Annotated in this window: 17 protein-coding genes; 11 read left to right on the top strand and 6 right to left on the bottom strand. The window is 67.5% G+C overall.

The window, feature by feature from the left end; all coding sequences use genetic code 11:
* The first annotated feature begins 59 nt into the window (after positions 1 to 59).
* The 7 genes from ELY12_RS06570 to ELY12_RS06600 all read left to right on the top strand — a co-directional run bounded on the left by ELY12_RS06570 (position 60) and on the right by ELY12_RS06600 (position 8,191).
* Entirely contained in the window at positions 60 to 2,408 is a 2,349-nt protein-coding gene (locus ELY12_RS06570; protein ID WP_126175900.1) for a chemotaxis protein CheA, read from the top strand.
* On the top strand, positions 2,405 to 2,842 hold the full coding sequence (locus ELY12_RS06575) for a chemotaxis protein CheW (RefSeq protein ID WP_126175901.1): 438 nt from the start codon (positions 2,405 to 2,407) through the stop codon (positions 2,840 to 2,842). Before ELY12_RS06570 ends, ELY12_RS06575 begins: the two co-directional genes overlap by 4 nt.
* A 61-nt stretch (positions 2,843 to 2,903) precedes the next feature.
* On the top strand, positions 2,904 to 3,269 hold the full coding sequence (locus tag ELY12_RS06580; protein ID WP_126175902.1) for a response regulator: 366 nt from the start codon (positions 2,904 to 2,906) through the stop codon (positions 3,267 to 3,269).
* Positions 3,270 to 3,280: 11 nt separating this feature from the next.
* Positions 3,281 to 4,393 (top strand): chemotaxis-specific protein-glutamate methyltransferase CheB, encoded by a 1,113-nt coding sequence (cheB, locus tag ELY12_RS06585; RefSeq protein WP_241229754.1) that lies wholly within the window; start codon positions 3,281 to 3,283, stop codon positions 4,391 to 4,393.
* Positions 4,390 to 5,241 carry a CheR family methyltransferase gene (locus tag ELY12_RS06590; protein ID WP_126175903.1) on the top strand — a complete coding sequence of 284 codons (852 nt, stop codon included), beginning with the start codon at positions 4,390 to 4,392 and terminating at the stop codon, positions 5,239 to 5,241. The genes cheB and ELY12_RS06590 overlap by 4 nt, the downstream gene beginning before the upstream one ends.
* A gap of 83 nt (positions 5,242 to 5,324) precedes the next feature.
* On the top strand, positions 5,325 to 6,839 hold the full coding sequence (locus ELY12_RS06595) for a putative bifunctional diguanylate cyclase/phosphodiesterase (RefSeq protein ID WP_241229755.1): 1,515 nt from the start codon (positions 5,325 to 5,327) through the stop codon (positions 6,837 to 6,839).
* Complete coding sequence (locus ELY12_RS06600; protein WP_164549429.1) at positions 6,836 to 8,191, top strand: methyl-accepting chemotaxis protein; 1,356 nt, start codon at positions 6,836 to 6,838, stop codon at positions 8,189 to 8,191. Before ELY12_RS06595 ends, ELY12_RS06600 begins: the two co-directional genes overlap by 4 nt.
* Here the strand turns inward: ELY12_RS06600 and ELY12_RS06605 are convergent.
* Entirely contained in the window at positions 8,188 to 11,598 is a 3,411-nt protein-coding gene (locus ELY12_RS06605; RefSeq protein ID WP_126175905.1) for an amidohydrolase family protein, read from the bottom strand. The genes ELY12_RS06600 and ELY12_RS06605 overlap by 4 nt on opposite strands.
* A 152-nt stretch (positions 11,599 to 11,750) precedes the next feature.
* Here ELY12_RS06605 and ELY12_RS06610 point away from each other — a divergent pair, with 152 nt between their 5' ends.
* The 3 genes from ELY12_RS06610 to ELY12_RS06620 all read left to right on the top strand — a co-directional run bounded on the left by ELY12_RS06610 (position 11,751) and on the right by ELY12_RS06620 (position 15,139).
* On the top strand, positions 11,751 to 13,241 hold the full coding sequence (locus ELY12_RS06610; protein WP_241229756.1) for a flavin-containing monooxygenase: 1,491 nt from the start codon (positions 11,751 to 11,753) through the stop codon (positions 13,239 to 13,241).
* A 37-nt stretch (positions 13,242 to 13,278) separates the two neighbouring features.
* Positions 13,279 to 14,043: a competence/damage-inducible protein A gene (locus ELY12_RS06615; RefSeq protein ID WP_126175907.1), complete on the top strand. Its 765-nt coding sequence runs from the start codon at positions 13,279 to 13,281 to the stop codon at positions 14,041 to 14,043.
* A 67-nt stretch (positions 14,044 to 14,110) separates the two neighbouring features.
* Positions 14,111 to 15,139: a polysaccharide deacetylase family protein gene (locus tag ELY12_RS06620; RefSeq protein WP_126175908.1), complete on the top strand. Its 1,029-nt coding sequence runs from the start codon at positions 14,111 to 14,113 to the stop codon at positions 15,137 to 15,139.
* Positions 15,140 to 15,206: 67 nt separating this feature from the next.
* Here the strand turns inward: ELY12_RS06620 and rplA are convergent, their stop codons facing one another.
* Positions 15,207 to 15,902 carry a 50S ribosomal protein L1 gene (gene rplA, locus ELY12_RS06625; protein WP_126175909.1) on the bottom strand — a complete coding sequence of 232 codons (696 nt, stop codon included), beginning with the start codon at positions 15,900 to 15,902 and terminating at the stop codon, positions 15,207 to 15,209.
* Between the two features lie 4 nt (positions 15,903 to 15,906).
* Complete coding sequence (gene rplK / locus ELY12_RS06630; protein ID WP_126175910.1) at positions 15,907 to 16,338, bottom strand: 50S ribosomal protein L11; 432 nt, start codon at positions 16,336 to 16,338, stop codon at positions 15,907 to 15,909.
* A gap of 225 nt (positions 16,339 to 16,563) precedes the next feature.
* Between rplK and ELY12_RS06635 the strand changes: the two genes are divergently transcribed.
* Positions 16,564 to 17,640 (top strand): retroviral-like aspartic protease family protein, encoded by a 1,077-nt coding sequence (locus ELY12_RS06635; RefSeq protein ID WP_126175911.1) that lies wholly within the window; start codon positions 16,564 to 16,566, stop codon positions 17,638 to 17,640.
* A 21-nt stretch (positions 17,641 to 17,661) separates the two neighbouring features.
* Here ELY12_RS06635 and nusG read toward each other — a convergent pair whose 3' ends face one another.
* The 3 genes from nusG to ELY12_RS14280 form a co-directional block, all read right to left on the bottom strand.
* Positions 17,662 to 18,198, bottom strand: coding sequence for a transcription termination/antitermination protein NusG (gene nusG, locus ELY12_RS06640; protein WP_126175912.1), 537 nt, complete (start codon positions 18,196 to 18,198; stop codon positions 17,662 to 17,664).
* Between the two features lie 25 nt (positions 18,199 to 18,223).
* A complete protein-coding gene (gene secE, locus ELY12_RS06645) occupies positions 18,224 to 18,418 on the bottom strand; it encodes a preprotein translocase subunit SecE (protein ID WP_126175913.1) in 195 nt (64 codons plus the stop codon).
* 233 nt (positions 18,419 to 18,651) lie between these two features.
* The gene (locus tag ELY12_RS14280) at positions 18,652 to 18,801 is read right to left on the bottom strand and encodes a hypothetical protein (RefSeq protein WP_164549430.1); all 150 of its coding nucleotides are present in this window, start codon (positions 18,799 to 18,801) and stop codon (positions 18,652 to 18,654) included.
* Between the last annotated feature and the right edge of the window lie 18 nt (positions 18,802 to 18,819).

Consider the following 18,819-nt stretch of genomic DNA (forward strand, 5'->3'; position numbering starts at 1 on the left):
TACGAGGAGTTAACCATCGCGCGCCCATAGCCGGTGCCAAGCGCTTACCGGGGGCACCGATGGACGATCTGCTGGCCGAATTTCTGGCCGAAACGCGCGAGATGCTCGCCGCCGTCGGGGGCGAGCTGGTCGCATGGGAAGCCAACCCGGCCGACCGCGCGCGGCTCGATGCGATCTTCCGCTTCGTCCACACGGTCAAAGGCAACTGCGGCTTCTTCGATTTTCCCCGGCTCGAGGCGCTCAGCCACGCGGCCGAGGATGCGCTCGCCGAAGTACGCGCCGGCCGCCGCTCTGCCAGCCCGCGGCTGGTCACCGCGGTGCTCGCGATTGTCGATCGCATCGGCGCGATGATCGACGCGATCGAGGCGGGCGAGGACTTGCCCACGCGCGGCGAGGATGTACTCATTGCGGCGCTCGAACCCGACAGTGCGGACTCGGCCGACTTGCTGGCCGAGAGCGCCGGCGATGCGAGCGGCGCACGCTCGACTGCGCCCAACGGCGCCCAGCGCTCGATCCGCCTGCCGATTGGCCTGCTCGACAGCGTGATGAGCAGCGTGTCCGACCTCGTCCTCGCGCGCAACGACCTGTCGCGCCGGATGCGCGACGCTGGGGTGGACCCGGCGGTGCATGGCCCGTTCGAGCGGCTCTCGACCATCCTCGACCAGGTGCGCGAGGCGGTCACCCGCATGCGCATGCAGCGGATCGAGCACCTGTTCGGCGCCCTGCCCCGGCTGGTGCGCGATCTCTCCGCCGAGCTCGGCAAGCAGGTGATGATCGATCTTGAAGGCGGCGACGTCGAGCTCGACCGCGAGATGATCGAGATGATCCGTGATCCGCTGACGCACATCATCCGCAACGCGATCGACCACGGCATCGAGCCGCCCTCGCAGCGGCTCGCCGCCGGCAAGCGCGAGATCGGCACGCTGCACATCTCCGCCCGCCAGAGCGGCAACCGCATCATGCTCGCGATCGCGGACGACGGACGTGGGATCGACGGGATGCGGTTGGTCGAGAAGGCCGTTGCCGCCGGTGCGATCTCGCGCGCCGAAGCCGATGGACTCGACGACACCGCCCGCCAGGCGCTGATCTTCGAGCCGGGCATCTCGACCGCAGCCGAAGTGACCTCGGTCTCGGGCCGCGGCGTCGGCATGGACGTGGTGCGCGCCAACATCGAACGCGTCGGCGGATCGATCGAGGTGAACAGCCGTCCGGGCGAAGGCACCCGCATCGTGCTCAGCCTGCCGCTGACGCTCAGCATCATTCCTTCGCTGACGGTCGGCGCGGGCGAGCAACTGTTCGCCATGCCGCGCTCGTACGTCGAGGAGATCGTTCACGGCTCCGCCAGCCATATCGAGTTCGCCCGCGCGGGCGATGCGACGCTGGTCACCGTGCGCGGCAAGCGGGTGGCCTGCCTCTCGCTCAGCGAGCAGCTCGGGTTCGCGGATCATCTGCGCCCCGAGGACAGCACGCTGGTCCTTATCCGCCTCGCCAGCGGCGACCTGTTCGCGCTCGCGGTCGATCGGATCTTCGATCACGAGGAACTGGTCATCAAGCCGCTGGCCCCCGCCGTGATGGCGACCGGTCTCTATGCGGGGAGCACGCTGCTCGACGACGGTAACCCGGTGCTAATGCTCGATATCGCCGGCATCGCGCGCAAGGCGCAGCTCATCGGCGACGTCCAGAAGCGCGCGCGGGCGAGCGAAGAGGTGGCCGAAGAGCAGGTCCGCGGCACACCTGCGCTGCTGTTCATGGGGCTCGATGGGGGCCGCAAGGTCGTCCGGCTGGGCGCCATCCGCCGGATCGAGCGGGTCTCCGCCGCCGGCGTCGATCTTGCGTCCGATCCGCCGCGCGTCGTGATCGGCGACTCGCTGTTCCCGCTTGCCGGCGTGTCCGACGCCGCCGCGCTGGGCGAACAGGTCAGCGTGCTTCGCCTCGGCGACGGCGACAGCGAGATCGCCTACGCGATCGACCGCATCCTCGACACGGTCGAATTGACCGGAGAAGTCGCGGCTGCACGCCGCACGGGTGAGGCCGAAGGCACGACGCTGGTCGATGGTTTGCCGACCGAAGTGCTCGACACGCATTGGCTGTTCGCCTGCTTCGCCGCGCCGCCGCGCGCGCTCGATCCGCCAGTCTGCCGCCTGCCGAGCGGCGACCAATGGGCGCACACGATTCTCGCCCCGCTGGTCGAGGCCGCGGGTTACCGGGTGGTCGATGACAGCTTCGAGGGGGTGGCCGATGTCGCGATTGCGACCGAGGGCGGCGAGGCATCGCCGGCTGGCGGGACCGTCATCACCCTCTGCTCCGACCCCGAGCGCGCGGGCCAGGTGCCCGGCTCGCTCTATCGCTATGATCGCGCGGGGTTCAGCGCCGCCTTGGCCGCGCTCCGCAGCGGGAGGGCCGCATGAACCAGCTCGTCGTCGTGATCGAGATCGCCGGCCGCCGCGCCGCGCTCCGCACCGCGGAAGTGCAGTCGGTGGTCGAGCTCGAGGCCATCTGCAGCGTGCCGGGCGCGCCGCGTTTCGTCCTCGGTCTGACCGCGCTCCGCTCAAACACTCTCACGGTGATCGACGCAGCAGCGGCGATCGGCCTGCCGCCGCATGGCCTGCCCGAGACGGGTGCCCGCGCGGTGATCGTCGATCACTCCGGCCACCGCTACGCGTTGGTGGTCGATGCCATCGACGATGTCGCCGCGGCGTTGGGTGATCCCGCGCCGGTCGCTGGCGATGCCGGCTTCGGCTGGGATCGTGTGAGCGAGGGCCTGATCGAAACCGATCGCGGCCCCGCCCTGCTCATTTCGCTCGGCGCGCTCCTCGCGGGCCCTCCGTTGGTGGCGGCTTAATTGGATGGTTACCGCTCGGGCCTACTCCCACGAACAAAATAACAGCCGGATCGCCCCCGCTATGAAGCATTGCCTGATCGTCGACGATTCGCGGGTCATCCGCAAAGTGTCGCGTCACATCCTCGAATCATTGGGCTTCTCGGTCGACGAGGCGGAGCACGGGCGCGACGGCCTCGACCGCTGCGCCGAGGGCATGCCCGACGTGATCCTGCTCGACTGGAACATGCCGGTGATGAGCGGGATCGAATTCATCGTCCAGCTGCGCCAGCGCGAAGGCGGCGACAAGCCGAAGGTCGTGTTCTGCACCACCGAGAACGACGTCGCGCACATCCGCGAGGCGATCAGCGCCGGGGCCGACGAATACGTGATGAAGCCGTTCGACCACGAGACGCTGCAGATCAAGCTCCAGCTCGTCGGCTTCGCCTGAGGCCCCGCGTCGTGGACCGGCCGGCCCCGCTTACCGGACCGCCCCCGCACCGGCCGCTCGCCGGACGGCGGACGATCAGGGTCATGATCGTCGACGATTCGCTGGTCGCGCGCACCGTCCTCTCGCGGATCGTCGAGGCTGAGCCCGACTGCGAAATCGTCGCCAAGGCCACGACCGGCGAAATGGCGATTGCACGGATTTCCGAGACGCCGGCCGACGTCATCCTGCTCGACCTCGAGATGCCCGGGATGGGCGGCATCGGGGCATTGCCTAAGATTCTCGAGCTGGCGCGCGGGGGCCAGGTCCTCGTCGTGTCATCGCTCACTGCCGAGGGCGCCGAGCACACGCTCGCCGCGCTCTCGATGGGAGCCGCGGACACCCTGCTCAAGCCGCGCGCCGGGGAGTTCGACGCCGAGTACGGCCGCGCGCTGATTGCCAAGATCCGCGCGCTTGCCGGGTCGCCGGCAACCGGCTTTGTTGCGGCGCGACGCCCGGTCCCGGTCGCGCCGCTGCGCCGCAACCCTGCGCGCGAGGAGCCGCTGGCGCTGGCGATCGGTGCATCGACCGGCGGCATCCATGCGCTCTGCTTGCTGCTGGGCGCGCTGCCCAAGTCGTTCACACTGCCAATCTTTGTCGTCCAACACTTGCCCGAGAGCTTCATGGGCACCCTGGCCCGCCAACTATCCGCGGCATCGGGACGTCCAGCGGTGGTCGCCGGTCCCGGCACCATTGCCGAAGCCGGCCGCATCCATGTCGCGCCGGGTGACGGGCACATGATCGTCCGCCGCGAAGGCGCGCGCCTGGTGACCGGAATCGCGCACCACGCAGTGCCGAGCGGGTGCACCCCGTCGGTCGACCCGCTGTTCGAATCGCTGGCTGACTCCGCCGGCGGCCGCGCCCTCGGTGTAATCCTGTCGGGAATGGGCCGCGATGGCGCGATCGGTGCCGCCCGGCTGGTGCAGGCAGGCGGCACGATCTTCGCGCAGGACGCCGCCACTTCCGCCGTGTGGGGCATGCCGCGCGCGGTCGCAGAGGCGGGTCTCGCAACCGCGGTGCTTCCGCCCGACCAGATCGCCGCCCGGCTCGCCGCAATGACTGCCGCCGCGCAAGCGGTGCGCGCATGAGCGAAGTTTCGCACCGGATCGTCGCCGACCTCCTGTTCGCGCGCACCGGCCAACAGCTCACCGCCAACCGGCGCTGGCGGATCGACACCGCGCTCGCCGGCCTGTTCCGTGAGCGCGGCATCTCCAACCTCGACCAGCTTGTCTGCCTGCTCGCCGATCCGCGCGAGGAGGGGCTGACGCTCGAAGTGGTCGAAGCGCTGCTCAACAACGAGACCTACTTCTTCCGCGACCGGATCATGTTCGATCTCCTCGCCAACGAAGTGCTGCCCGATCTGGCCGCAAAGCGCGCCGACACCAAGCGGCTGTCGATCTGGTCCGCGGGTTGCTCGACCGGTCAGGAGGCGCTCTCGCTCGCGATGCTGTTCGCCGACCAGCCGCAGCGTTGGCAGGGCTGGCGGATCGACATCCTCGGCACCGATATCTCCAGCCGCGCGATCGAGGCGGCACGCGGCGGAGTCTATACCCAGTTCGAGATCCAGCGCGGGCTCGGCGTGTCGCAGATGCTGCGCTGGTTCAACGAAAGCGCCGACGGCTGGCGCCCGCGCGCAGAACTCCGCCGATCGATCCGCTTCCAGCAGCGCAACGTGCTCGACGCACCGCCCGACCCCGGCCGGTTCGACCTGGTGCTGTGCCGCAACGTGCTGCTCTACTTCGCCGCTGCCAATCGCCACAAGGCGTTCGGCCGCTTGGCCGAGGCCACCGCGCACGACGGGTGGCTGATGATCGGCGCCGGCGAGACCGTCACCGGGCAGAGCGAGGCATTCGCGCCCGCGTGCAACACCAGCGGCCTCTACAAGCGGGTTGCGCCCCTCCTTCCGCCCTCGCTCCGCGCGGCGGGCGGACGGTAAATTTCCACTTAGCGGTTCGTTAGGCAATGCGCCCTATCAACTTCACCCGGCGTCGGTCTTCGGCAGCGCCTTGGGGGGTCGCGGTGAACGCACGGGGTGGAAAACTGGCACTGGGACCGCGCGCCCTCGTGTTCGCGCCGCTCGTGATCCTGTCCGGCATCTTCGGCGTGTTCGCGAGCCTGTTCGTGCTCGATGCACGGCTGTCGCACGACAACGCGGTGTGGATCGTCGGCATCTGTGTCACCATCTACGCCATCGCCGTCATGCTGCTCGGCAAGTTCGGCCTGACGCACATTGTTCGCCTCGAAGACCTGGGGCGCACCGACAGCCTGAGCGGGCTGCCCAACCGGCGCGCACTGCATGAAGAGGCCGCGCGCTTCGCCCAGCCCGGAGAAGAGCTGGCGGTCGCGCTGATCGACCTCGACGGGTTCAAGCTGGTCAACGATCACTACGGCCACGTCGTCGGCGATCACGTCCTGATCGAGATCGCCCAGGTGCTGCAGGAAATCTGCGGCAGCGAGGCGCGCTGCTATCGCCTCGGCGGCGATGAGTTCGCGATGCTCAAGGTGGGGCCGGTCGCGGGCACGATCCTGGAAGGCATCTGTCGCACCCTGATCGACCGGCTCGGCGCGCCCGTCCCGCTGGAGGATCGCCGCATCCTCCTCGGCGCGAGCGTCGGCCTGTCGCGCTCGACCGGGCATGACGGCCTCGGTTCGTCGGAGCTGCTGCGCCGGGCCGACGTGGCGATGTACGCCTCCAAGCGCGGCGGCAAGATGCGCTGCACCTGGTTCACCGATGACTTCGACCGCAGCCGCGAAGCCACCCAGCAGCTCGACGAGGAACTGCGCGGAGCGCTCGCCAAGGGCGAGTTCGAGGTGGTCTATCAACCCCTGGTCGATGCACGCTCCGGCGCGATCGTGGCGGTGGAATCGCTGCTGCGCTGGGAACGGCCGGATGGCAAGAAGATCGGCCCGAACGTATTCATCCCGGTGGCCGAGGAATCGGGCCTCATCAACGGCATCGGCCTGTGGGTGATCGAGCGCGCTTGCCGCGATGCACTGGCGTGGCCATCGATCAAACTGTCGGTCAACATCTCGGCCGCGCAGTTGCGCAACCCGGAATTCCCGATCCAGCTCGGCCAGATACTCGAGGAAACCGGCTTCGCGCCCGAGCGGCTGGAGCTGGAAATTACCGAGACCTGCCTCGTGATCGACCCCGTCATCGCCGAGCGCAGCCTTAACGTGATCCGAGATTTCGGGGTCAACATCTCGCTCGACGACTTCGGCACTGGCTACGCCTCGATCGGCTTCCTGCGCCAGTTCCGGTTCGAGAAGCTCAAGCTCGACCGCTCGCTGGTGACGCAGGCGCAGGCCGACGAGGGCAGCCGCGCGATGATGCTGTCGAGCATTTCGGTCGCGCGGGCGATGAAAATGGATGTCACGGCCGAAGGGGTCGAGACCGAAGAGCAGGCCGATCTGGTCCGCGCCGCCGGGTGCGACCAGATCCAGGGCTGGCTCTATTACAAGGCGATGCCCGCCCACGAAGTGGCGGATCATCTGGGCAAACCTGCAAGCCGCGCAGCATCGAGGGCAGCATGAACGCGATTACCACTTTCGAAGCCGAGACCCTGAGCGAGGAAATCGCGAGTGTGACGCTCGCCGATGGCGCCGTCGCGGGCACCGCTGAGCGCCAGCCGCTGCAGGCGTGGTTCAATAACCTGCCGCTCGACCGCAAGTTCAAGCTGCTGGCCGGCGTGCCGCTGGCCTCGCTGACCTTTGTGACGGCCGGCTTCTTCTGGGTACTGGGGGCAAGCGAGGTCACCGGCGCGGGTCCCGTGATGGCGGCGATCGGTGCGCTGTGGGCGTTCACCGTGGTGATGATCGGCATGGCGCTGCGGCGCGGGGTGATCGACACTGCCGGGCCATTGCGCGAGCTCACCGATGACATGGCGAGCCTTGCCACCGGCAACCGCGGGCACAAGCTGCGCTACCTCGATCGCACCGACGAGATCGGCAGCATGGCGCGAGCGTTCGAGGTGTTCGTGAAGTCGGGGTACAAGCTCGACGAGATGTTCGAAGGCCGCAAGCAGGCACGCGAAGAGCAGAAGCGCATGCTGCTGCAGCTGAGCGCCGACTTCGATCGCGAAGTGAGCGACGTCGTGACCGCGGTCGCCTCAGCCGCCGACCAGCTCGAGGGCGCGGCAAGCTCGATGGCGGGCGCGGCCGAGCAGAGCGCCAATCAGATCGATCTCGTCTCGCGCTCAATGAACGATGCCTCGTCGGGCGTGTCGGCCGCCGCCGCTGCGAGCGACGAGTTCGCGATGTCGATCGGCGAGATCAGCCGTCAGGCCGCGCAGTCGGCGGTGCTGGCGCGCGAGGCGACCACGGCGGCGGAACAGGCCGACGGGACGGTCAAGGCCTTGGCACACTCGGCGGACCAAATCGGCGAGATCGTCGAACTGATCGGCTCGATCGCGCGGCGCACCAACCTGCTCGCGCTCAACGCCTCGATCGAGGCGGCGCGCAGCGGTGAGGCGGGCCGCGGGTTCGCTGTCGTGGCTAGCGAGGTCAAGGAACTCGCGGCACAAACCAGCAAGGCCACCGAAGAGATTGCCGGCCAGATCAAGGCGATGCAGGAATCGACCGGCGCCAGCGTCGGCGCGTTGCAGTCGATCGCCAGCCAGGTGCAGCAGCTCGAATCGACCGCGGTGTCGATCGCCTCGGCGGTCGATCAACAGTCGGTCGCGGGGCAGGAACTGGCGCGCAACATCGACACCGCCGCGCGCGGCACCGGCGAGGTGAGCGCCAACGTCGTGCAGGTGCGCGAGACGGCGCTTTCGACCGGCGCCACCGCCTCGCAGGTGCTGAGCTCGGCGAGCGAGCTCAAGGCGCAGGCGTCGACCCTGCGCAGCAAGGTCGACGGCTACCTACGGCACGTGCGCGCGAACTAGTCGCCCGACCCGTCGCCGAACGTCCCGGCGTGACCCGGCGACTGCGAACCTCCCGACGCGCCGCCCTCCCACCAGTACGGCGCGCGCCGGTAAGTGCCGGTCTCGACCTCGTTCATCGTCCTGGCATCGTAGAGCCGGCCGCCGAGCATCACCCGGTCGATCTTGTCCGAGTTGGCGATATCGACGCTCGGATCGGCGTTGAGGACGATGAGGTCGGCGAGCTTGCCCGGCTCGAGACTGCCGATGTCGCGGTCCATCCCCAGCGACCGCGCGGGCACGATCGTCCCGGCACGCAGCGCTTCGGTCGGGCTCCAACCCCCGCGCACGAAGCTCCACAGCTCCCAGTGTGCCGCGATCCCCGGCTGCTGGCCGTGCGCGCCGATCGAGATCTTCACCCCGCGCTCGGCGAGCTTCTTCGCGACCCGCGCATTATCGTCATCGACGAAGGCCCACTCGGGCGCCTTCACCCGCCGCGCGTTGTCGGCGAGGAGCTGCTTGGGCGGCGTGTGGATCATCAGCGGATTTTCCCACACGTTGGTCGCCTGCCGCCAATAGGGATCGCCCGCCAGCCCGCCGTAGGTCACCACCAGCGTCGGCGTGTTGTTGGTGTTCGACTGGCCGAACATCTGCAGCGCATCTTCGTAGATGTGCTCGATCGGCAGGTTGTGCTCGAGGGTGGAGATGCCGTCGGCCACCATGCTCATGTCAAAGCCGTAGAGGCTGCCGCCTTCGGCCACGTCGAGCATGTTTTCCGCCCGCGCGGCGGCGGCGACCTGCTGGCGCTGCTCGCGCCGCGGCTGGTTGTAGTTCTTGATCGAGTGACCGCCCTGCGCCTTGATCCGGCTGACGTGCGCCAGCGCGTCGTCGTAGCTGTCGATGCGCGCGTACACATCGGGCGCCTTGGCGCCGTAGATGATCTCGCCAGTCGAAAAGATGCGCGGGCCGAGGAGATCACCGGCCTTCTGGCGCTCGGAGGCGACAAAGATCTGGCTCGACGACGCGCTCGGGTCGTGCATCGTGGTGGTGCCGAGCGCGAGCGCCTGGATCAACGCCCAGTTCTGCTGCGGGACGAGGTCGCCCTCGCCCTCCGGCCCGTGAGCGTGCGCATCGACAAGACCCGGCATGATGATCCTGCCGGTCACGTCGATCACCTTGGCGCCGGCGGGAAGCGGCGTGCTCGCTCGCGGCCCGATTGCGACAATGCGATCATCATCGATGACCACGACGGCATCGTCGATCGCGCCGGCACCTTCCCCCGTCATGGTCAGGACCCGGGCGCCCGAGAGCACGACGTTGCCGCGATGCTTGTCCGCTGCGACCGTGCGCTCGAGCGAGATGCCGCTTGTCGGCGGCACGAATTTGGGCGCGTCCTTGTCCTGCGGGGCGTCGGCGAAGAACGCCGAGCGGGCGGCGGTGTACACCGTCGGGCCGAGGCTCCAGTGCAGCTGCGAGCCGCCGTTTGACCAGTTGATGTAGTCCGCACCGCCCGCCGAAACCTTGGTGATCGGCAGCGCGCCGCCCTTCTCGTCGACACCGACTGCCTGTCCGCCGGGCATCAGCGGCATCGCGAACACCTCGTAGTTCTGGCGGAATGCGACCGTCCGGCCGTCGGGCGAAATCCGGAAGTCGTTGGCGAGCTCGCCCTCGGCATGCACTCGGCGCGCTTCCCCGTTGAGGTCGGTCGAGATGAGCTGCTGCTTGCCGTCTGCGCTGGCGACCATGAACAGCCGATCGCCATCCGCGCCGAACTGCGGTGAGGCGGTGCCGCGCACCACCAGCCGGGGGGTGCCGCCGGTCGCCGGGACGCTGTAGACGCCCGGGTTCTCCGACCAGTCGGGCGAAGTCATGAACCCGCCGCCGCGCTTCTCGAACACGATCGTGCGGCCGTCGGGAGAGAACGTCGGATTGGCATAGTGCCCGGGCTGGGTGGTCAGCGCCTTGGCCGCGCCGCCGCCCGCGCCGACGGTCATGATCTTGCCGAGGCCCTGGTCGGTCCACGAGACATAGGCGATGCGCGATCCGTCGCGCGACCACGCGGGGTAGAGCTCCAGCGCGTCGCCGCCGCCCGAGACCAGCCGCTTGGGCGTGCCGCCGGCGGTTGGGCGCAGCCACAGGTGGCCGAGCGATTCGTACACCACGTTGCGCCCGTCGGGCGAGACCGAGGCGAAGCGGACCATCTTGGTCTGGAAGCTGTCCTCGCCGACCGGGATACGGGGGTGCGGCGCGTCGGCGATGGCGCGGGTGTCGTCGATGCGGAACGGGATCACGCTCGCCTCGCCGCCATCCGCGCTCACGCGGCGGATCTTGCCGCCGGCCCAGAACACGATCGACTTGGCGTCGGGCGTCCAGTCCATGTTCGGATAGACCCCGGTCACCGCCCAAGTCTCCTGCACGTCGCGGTCGAGGTCGTGGTAGATCTCGCGCTCCACGCCGCTGGCGATGTCCTTGACCCACAGGCTGGTCTGCCCGCTGTCGCGGCGGACGAAGGCGATCCGCTTGCCGTCGGGCGACGGGGTCGGACGGACCGATCCGCCGAGCCCGCCGACCGCGGTCGTGGTCTCACCGGTGGCGATCTCGTAGCGCTCGATATCGAACACCTCGCCGTTCGAATCCTGCGCGTATTCGAAGATCGGGCCGGGGGTGACGTTCTTGGTGAAATAGATCGACTTGCCGTCGGGCGCGAAGATCGGCTCGCCAAGCTCCTTCTGGTAGACGTCGTCGGGCTTGGCGACGAGCTTCACGCCGCCCCCACCCGACACGTGGTAAAGCCACACTTCGCCCGTGCCGAGCGAGCGGCCGGTGGTGAAGTGCTTCTTGGCGACAATATACTGCCCGTCGGGGCTCCAGCTCGGCTGATTGAGAAGGCGGAAGTCTTCCTTGGTCAGCGCCACCTTGCCGCTGCCATCGGCGTTCATGATCCAGATGTTATCGCCGCCACCGCGGTCGGTGACGAAAGCGATGCGGCGGCCATCGGGCGAGAAGCGCGGCTGCACTTCCCACGCCAGCCCTTCCGCGATCCGGGTCGGTGTGCCGCCGGCAATCGGCATCGTGTAGATATCGCCCAGTAGCGAGAAGGCGATCGTCCGTCCGTCGGGCGAAACGTCGAGGTCCATCCAGGTGCCCTCGTCGGTGCGGATCGGCACCTGCTTCAATGTGGTGCCGCGCGGGGCATTGACGTCCCACTTATCGTCCGCCGCCTTGTCTGCGTTGGCGGGGGTCGTCGCAGCAGGCTGGCCACTGTCAGGAAGCGGCAGCTTGCTGGCATCGACCACCGGATCGGTCGCCTCGTTCTCGGGCGCCTCGGTCGCCTCGACCGGCTTGTCCGAAGCAACCGGCTGGCCTTCCTGCGCATGCGCCGTCGACATCGCGAGCACCGCGGCGAGAACCGACGCGACCGAGTATTTCATGGCTGTCCCCTGTCTTATGTGCGCGCACGCTTAAGCGCCCCTTGGCTGCGCGTCACCCCGCCATTCGACGAACCGCATACGCACGCGGGGGAGGGAATCGTTGCACAACGCAACGGAACAATTTACGTTCGCGTCAACCCGGGAGAGTGATGATGAGCCTGACCGCCTGCGACCATGACGTGCTGATCGTCGGCGCCGGAATCTCCGGCATCGGCATGGCCGCGCACATCGAGATGATGTGCCCGCACCGCAGCTACGCCCTGCTCGAACGGCGCGCGGACCTTGGCGGCACGTGGGACCTGTTCCGCTATCCCGGCATCCGCTCGGACAGCGACATGCACACGCTGGGCTTCAAGTTCGAACCCTGGAAGCACGAAAAATCGATCGCCGACGGGCCGGCGATCCTCGAATACCTCCATCGCATCGTCGACGAGCGCGGGATCCGTAACAAGATCACCTACGACACCAAGGTCGTCGCGGCGGACTGGCACTCGGACGAGGCGTGCTGGCGCGTCACCACCGAGCGCGGCGGACGGCAGGAGACGGTGACCGCCAATTGGCTCTATCTGGGCACCGGCTACTACGACTACGACGACCCGTACGACGCGGGCTTCGACCTGTCGCGGTTCGAAGGTCAGGTGGTCCACCCCCAGTTCTGGCCCAAGGACATGGACTACACCGGCAAGAACGTGGTGGTGATCGGGTCGGGCGCGACCGCGGTGACCATCGTCCCTGCGATGAGCGACAAGGCGGCCAAGGTCACCATGCTCCAGCGCACGCCGACCTGGATGTTCTCGCGCCCCGCCAAGGACGGGCTGGCGAACTTCTTGCGCAAGTGGCTGCCGGAAGAGACCGCCTACAAGATCACACGGTGGAAAAACGTGCTGCTGCAGGACGTCGCCTTCAAGCGCGCCCGCTCGGCGCCCGAGAAGGTCAAGGAAGCGCTGCACAAGCGGATCAAGGATGCGCTCGGCGACCGCTACGACGCCAAGACCTGGACCCCGCCCTACAACCCGTGGGAGCAGCGCCTCTGCCTGGTCCCCGACGACGACCTGTTTGCCGCGATCCGGCAGGACAAGGCCGAGGTGGTCACCGGCCATATCGAGGCGTTCGAGAAGGACGCGGTGCTCTTGAAGGACGGGCGCCGTATCCCGGCCGACATCATCATCACCGCGACCGGCCTTAAGCTCGCGGTCGCGGGCAAGATCGCGATCAGCCAAGACGGCGTGCCGGTGAACTTTGCCGAGCGGTTCTACTACAAGGGGTGCATGTTCTCGAACCTGCCGAACTTCTCGGTGGTGTTCGGCTACCTCAATGCGAGCTGGACGCTGCGCGCGGACATCAATTCCGAATTCGTCTGCAAGGTACTCAACCACATGGAAGCGGTCGGCGCCAACGTTGCCGATCCGGTGCTGCCTGCCGACCATAAGCTGGAAGAGGACGACCTGTTCGATTTCTCCAGCGGCTACATCCAGCGCGGTAAGCACATCATGCCCAAGAGCGCGACCACGCTGCCGTGGCGCCTCAACCAGGACTACCGCTTCGATCGCAAGGCGTTGGCGACCGCGCCGATTGACGACGGGGTGCTCAAGTTCGACCGGGTCGATGCGCACGCGGAGCGGCAGCTCGAAGCGGCGGAGTAAGCTAGGCAGCGGCGCACAAATCGCTTAGCGCCGCCGCATGGCCGCATCGGAACGCATCTGGACCGCCGCGCTCGTTGTGATCGGCGATGAGATCCTGTCGGGCCGCACGCACGACAAGAACATCGCCCAGGTCGCGAGTTGGCTGCAGGTGCAGGGCATTCGCCTTGCAGAAGTGCGGGTGGTCCCCGATGTCGAGGACCGGATCGTCGAGGCAGTGAACGCACTGCGCGCCGCGAACGACTACCTGTTCACCACCGGCGGCATCGGCCCGACTCACGACGACATCACGGTGGACGCGATCGCCAAGGCGCTGGGTGTGCCGGTGGTCATCCACCCCGAAGCGCGCGCGATGCTCGAACGCTACTACACCGGCCGCGGCACGGCTTTGACCGAGGCGCGGCTGCGCATGGCGCGCGTGCCCGAGGGGGCAGAGCTCATCCCCAACCGCATGTCGGGCGCGCCGGGCATCCGCATCGGCAACCTGTTCATCATGGCGGGCGTGCCGCACATCACCGCAGGCATGCTCGACGCGCTGACCGGCGAGCTCGAAGGCGGCGCGCCGCTGCTCAGCCGGACGATCGGCTGCTGGGTGCCCGAGAGCGAGGTCGCCGATGTCCTGCGCGCCGCCGAGCGCGATCACGAGGGCGTGCAGATCGGCAGCTACCCCTTCTTCCGCGACGGGCGCGTGGGCGCGAACTTCGTCGTCCGCTCGACCGATGCCGAAGTGCTCGATCGCTGCGTCGCCGAATTGACGCAAGCCCTCGAAGCAGCGGGCCATCCGGTCCATCCGGACGAGATCTGAGCGCCCACCACCCGTTAACGCTTCGCTGCTAAGGCCACTGTGGAGGCAGCAGGGAGCAAACCGCGCGGTGACGGCGGTCTATCTCACCATCGACACCGAATACGCCGCGCACCTTCCGGGAGCGAACGGCACCCCCGGCACGCGCGCCGAGAACTTCGCCCGCTCGATCGCCTGCGAAACGCCCGCCGGCGCGGTCGGCATCATCCACCAGATGGAGGTGATGGACGCGCACGGCCTCAAGGGCGTGTTCTTCGTCGATCCGATGCCCACGCTGCTGTGGGGCGTCGCCGCGGTCGAGGATGTCGTCGCGCCGATTGTGTCACGCGGCCACGACGTGCAGCTCCATTGTCACACCGAGTGGCTGGACCATGCCGGCGGCCGACTCACCGGAGGGCGCACCGGGCGCAACCTCAAGGACTTCGCGCTCGACGACCAGCTCCGCATTCTCGAATTTGCGCGCGATATGCTCGTCGCGGCCGGGGCACCGAAGCCGGTTGCCTTCCGCGCGGGCAACTACGGCGCGAACGACGATACTCTCGAGGCTTTGGCGGCGCTCGGGATCGCCTACGACAGCAGCCACTGCCCCGCGCTGACGGGCACCGGCGCATGCGCTATCTCGCTCACCTCGGACGACCGTCTGCCGCGCCAGCACAACGGCGTCATCGAGGTCCCGGTCGGCTGCATCGAGACCTTCGGCCGCCGGCTCCGCCACGGTCAGCTGACGGCCCTTTCGCGCCGCGAGCTGGTCGCGGCGCTCGGCCACGCGCGGGACGCCGGCGCCGCGAGCATGACGCTCGTGTCGCACAGCTTCGAGTTGCTGAGCCGTGACCGCACCAGGATCAACCGGCTGGTCGAGCGTCGTTTTCGCCGCTTCTGCGAATCTCTCGCCGCGATGCCGGGCGCGCACAGCGCCACATTCGCCGATCAACCGCCCGCGGTGCCCGAGGCAAACGACGGCTGTCCACTGCTGCCGCATCACCCAGTGCGCGGCGGCGCACGCATTATCGAGCAGGCAATCTCCAACGCGCTCTACAGCCGCGGCGTGCGGCTCGGGGCGCAGCATGCCTTGGTCGCCAGCACCGCGCTCCTGACCTGAAGGCAAAGAAAGAGGGCCGGCGGATCGCTCCACCGGCCCCTTCTTTTTAGTTCCTCAGGTAAAGCGCTTAGGCGCCCTCCACCTCGGCGGTGTCGAGCTTCAGGCCCGGGCCCATCGTGCTGGTGAGCGACACCTTCTGCACGTACTTGCCCTTGGCGCCGGCCGGCTTCGAACGCACCACCGCGCTGGTCAGCGCCGCGAAGTTCTTCTTCAGGTCCTCGTCCGAGAACGACAGCTTGCCGAGCCCCGAGTGGATGATGCCCTGCTTCTCCACGCGGAATTCGACCTGGCCGCCCTTGGCGTCCTTCACGGCCTGTTCCACGTTGGGGGTCACGGTGCCGAGCTTGGGGTTCGGCATCAGGCCCTTGGGACCGAGCACCTTACCGAGACGGCCGACGACGCCCATCATGTCGGGGGTCGCGATCACGCGGTCATAGTCGAGGTTGCCGGCCTGCATGTCTTCCATCAGGTCTTCGGCACCGACCTTGTCGGCCCCGGCGGCGAGCGCCTTGTCGGCATTGTCGCCGCGCGCGAACACCGCGACCTTGACGGTCTTGCCGGTGCCGGCGGGCAGCGACACCATGCCGCGGACCATCTGGTCGGCGTGGCGCGGGTCGACGCCGAGGTTCATCGCGACTTCGAGAGTCTCGTCGAACTTCTTGCTGGCGTTGTCACGCAGCAGCTTCAGCGCATCGTCGAAGCTGTAGAGCGTGTCGCGGTCGATCTGGGCGAGAACCTTCGCCTTCTTGGTCAGCTTGGCCATCGTCTCAGCCCTCCACCACTTCGAGGCCCATCGAGCGCGCGGAGCCCTCGATGATCTTGGTCGCCTGGTCGATGTCGTTCGCGTTCAGGTCCGCCATCTTCAGCTCGGCGATCTTGCTCAGCTCGCTGCGCGCGATCTTGCCCGCGGTCACCTTGCCCGGCTCCTTCGAGCCCGACTTGAGGTTGGCGGCCTTCTTGATCAGGAAGCTCGCCGGCGGCGTCTTGGTGACGAAGGTGAAGCTGCGGTCGGCAAACACGGTGATGACGGTCGGAATGGGCATGCCCTTTTCCATCTCGCCGGTCGCCGCGTTGAACGCCTTGCAGAATTCCATGATGTTGACGCCGCGCTGGCCCAGGGCAGGACCGATGGGCGGCGACGGGTTGGCGGCGCCCGCGGGCACCTGCAGCTTGATATAGCCGTCGATCTTCTTGGCCACGAGTGGCCTCCTTTCTCACTGTCGCCTGCCGCTTGGACAGGCTCATGGTAAGCGGTCGAACGAGACGCCCCGAGGCGACTCTCCCGCATGGATTCCCGGTGCTGTTGCGTGGGGAGCCGGGCCCTTACGCATGAAGGGGTCCAAAAGCAAGTCATGAGCAGGCGCCATAGGGCCGTTCATCGAACGGTGCTGGCGCCTCGGCTGCGGACCCGATAGCTTAGTGCCATGAGATCGACCACCTTGATTGCTCAGCCGAGGTCCTGGCTCGCAGCATGCGGCGTAATCGGGTTCGCGCTCACGAGTCCCGCGCTTGGCGCCGATGACGACGCCGCCAAGCCCAAGCCGATCGACCCCGCCGCGCACATGCCGGTTCCGACCACCGCCGAGATCGACGACAGCCTGGCGGTCGGCGGCGAGGATATTGCGGCGCGCAAGCTGCGCAGCCGGATGACGGTTGAGGTCAACGTCAACGGCACCGGCCCCTATCGGTTCGTGGTCGATAGCGGTGCGGATACCTCGGTCATCGGCACCCGCATCGCCAGCGCGCTCAACTTGCAGCATGGCGGCCGTGTGCTGCTCAACGGCGTGACCGACAGCAGCATGGTCGACCGGGTGGTGGTGGACGAGATCGAGCTTGGCCCCACGGCGGTGCAGGACCTGCGGCTACCGGTGCTCAAGGAATACGACATCGGTGCCGAGGGCATGATCGGCCTCGATGCGCTGGTCGAACAGCGGCTGATGCTCGATTTCGAGAAGCGCACGATCTCGGTCGACGACGCCAGCCGGCCGATGCCGCAGATGGACGGCGAGATCGTCGTCACCGCCCGGCTCAAGCGCGGGCAGCTTATCCTCACCCAGGTCAAAGCGGGACAGACCCAGGTCGATGCGGTGGTCGACACCGGTTCGGAAGTCACCATCGGCAACACCGCGCTCCGCGATAAGCTGATGAAGCGCTACTCGGGCAAGGTCGAGAAGATCCAAGTCGCTGGGGTGACGGGCGTCGTCTCCGACCTTGAGCTCATTCGCATTCCCGAGCTCAAGCTGGGATCGGTCACGTTGCAGAATGTCCCGATCGCCTTCGCCGACGTGACGCCGTTCGAGGTATTCGGGATCAGCCACAAGCCGTCGCTGCTGCTCGGCACCGACCTGATGGAGACCTTTCGCAAGGTCAGCCTGGATTTCCGCGCGCGCAAGGTGCGGTTCCAGTTGCGCAAGTGCAACGTGACCAACGTGCGCATCGCGACGATGCCGGAATATGCCAGCCGGCTGAGCAGCCTGAACGAAGCGGTCTGCGCGCGCTGAGCCGACGGCCCGGCGCGCGGCTTACTTGACCAGTTCGACTTCCTCGAAGCCCAGCTCGACCGGGGTCGCGCGGCCGAAGATCGACACGCTGACCTTGACCCGCTGCTTGTCGAAGTCGAGCTCCTCGACCACGCCGTTGAAGCTCGCGAACGGGCCGGCGTTGACCTTGACCTGGTCGCCGATTTCGTAATCGACGTGGACTTGCCGCTTGGGCGCGGCCTTGGCTTCTTCCATCCCGCCGAAATAGCGGGCTGCATCTCGTTCCGAGATCGCCTGCGGCTTGTTGCCCGAGCCCAGGAAGCCGGTCACCTTCGGGGTGTTCTTGACGAGGTGGTAGACGTCGTCGGTCATCACCAGCTTGGCGAGGACGTAGCCGGGCATGAACTTGCGCTCGACCTGCACCTTCTTGCCGCGCTTGACCTCGGTCACCGTTTCGGTCGGGACTTCGACCGCCTCGACCGCGTCGGACAGGCCGAGCCGCTCGGCCTCCGAGATGATCGCGTCGCGAACCTTGTTCTCGAAGCCGGAATAGGCGTGGATGATGTACCAGCGGGCCATGGGTGCGTGTTTACCTGTGAAAGCGTCAGGCGAGCGACAGCAGCCAGCGCATGATCGCGCCGAACAGAGTGTCGATGCCGAGGAAGAAGACCGAGAGGATGACCATCATGATGGCGACGAAGATCGCGGTGCGAACCGTCTCTTCACGGCTCGGCCACACCACCTTGCGCGCTTCGGCGCGCACCTGGTTGAAGAATTCCGCCGGGCTGGTCTTGGCCATGATAACGTCAGCTCTCGCCTGCAAATGGATGTGCTGCTTCCTCGGGATCGGGTCGCCTCTTACAAGTAAGGAACCGAGCCGCCCCGGTTCAAGGTACCGGGAGGGTAGGCAGGCGCTCCATCTGTCGGAAAAAGCGGGATCGCCATTAGGCCCCGCTCCAGCCAAAATCAAGCCGCGCCGCAGGCCCGGCGGCCCGCGGCGCGGCTCATCGCGTTTGCAAAGCGTGTTGGGGCTCAGCGCCAGCCGAACAGACGGGCGAGGAACCCAGGCTCTTCCATCGGCCGAATGGGCCCGTGCATCTGATAGCGCATCGACGCGTCATGGAACGGGCGGGGCTGCACCCAGGTATCGGGCCTGCTGCTGCGGTAAGAAAGACCAGACATGCGTATAATTCCCTGAAC

The sequence above is a fragment of the Tsuneonella rigui genome (assembly GCF_003958625.1).
Lineage (GTDB): Bacteria > Pseudomonadota > Alphaproteobacteria > Sphingomonadales > Sphingomonadaceae > Tsuneonella > Tsuneonella rigui.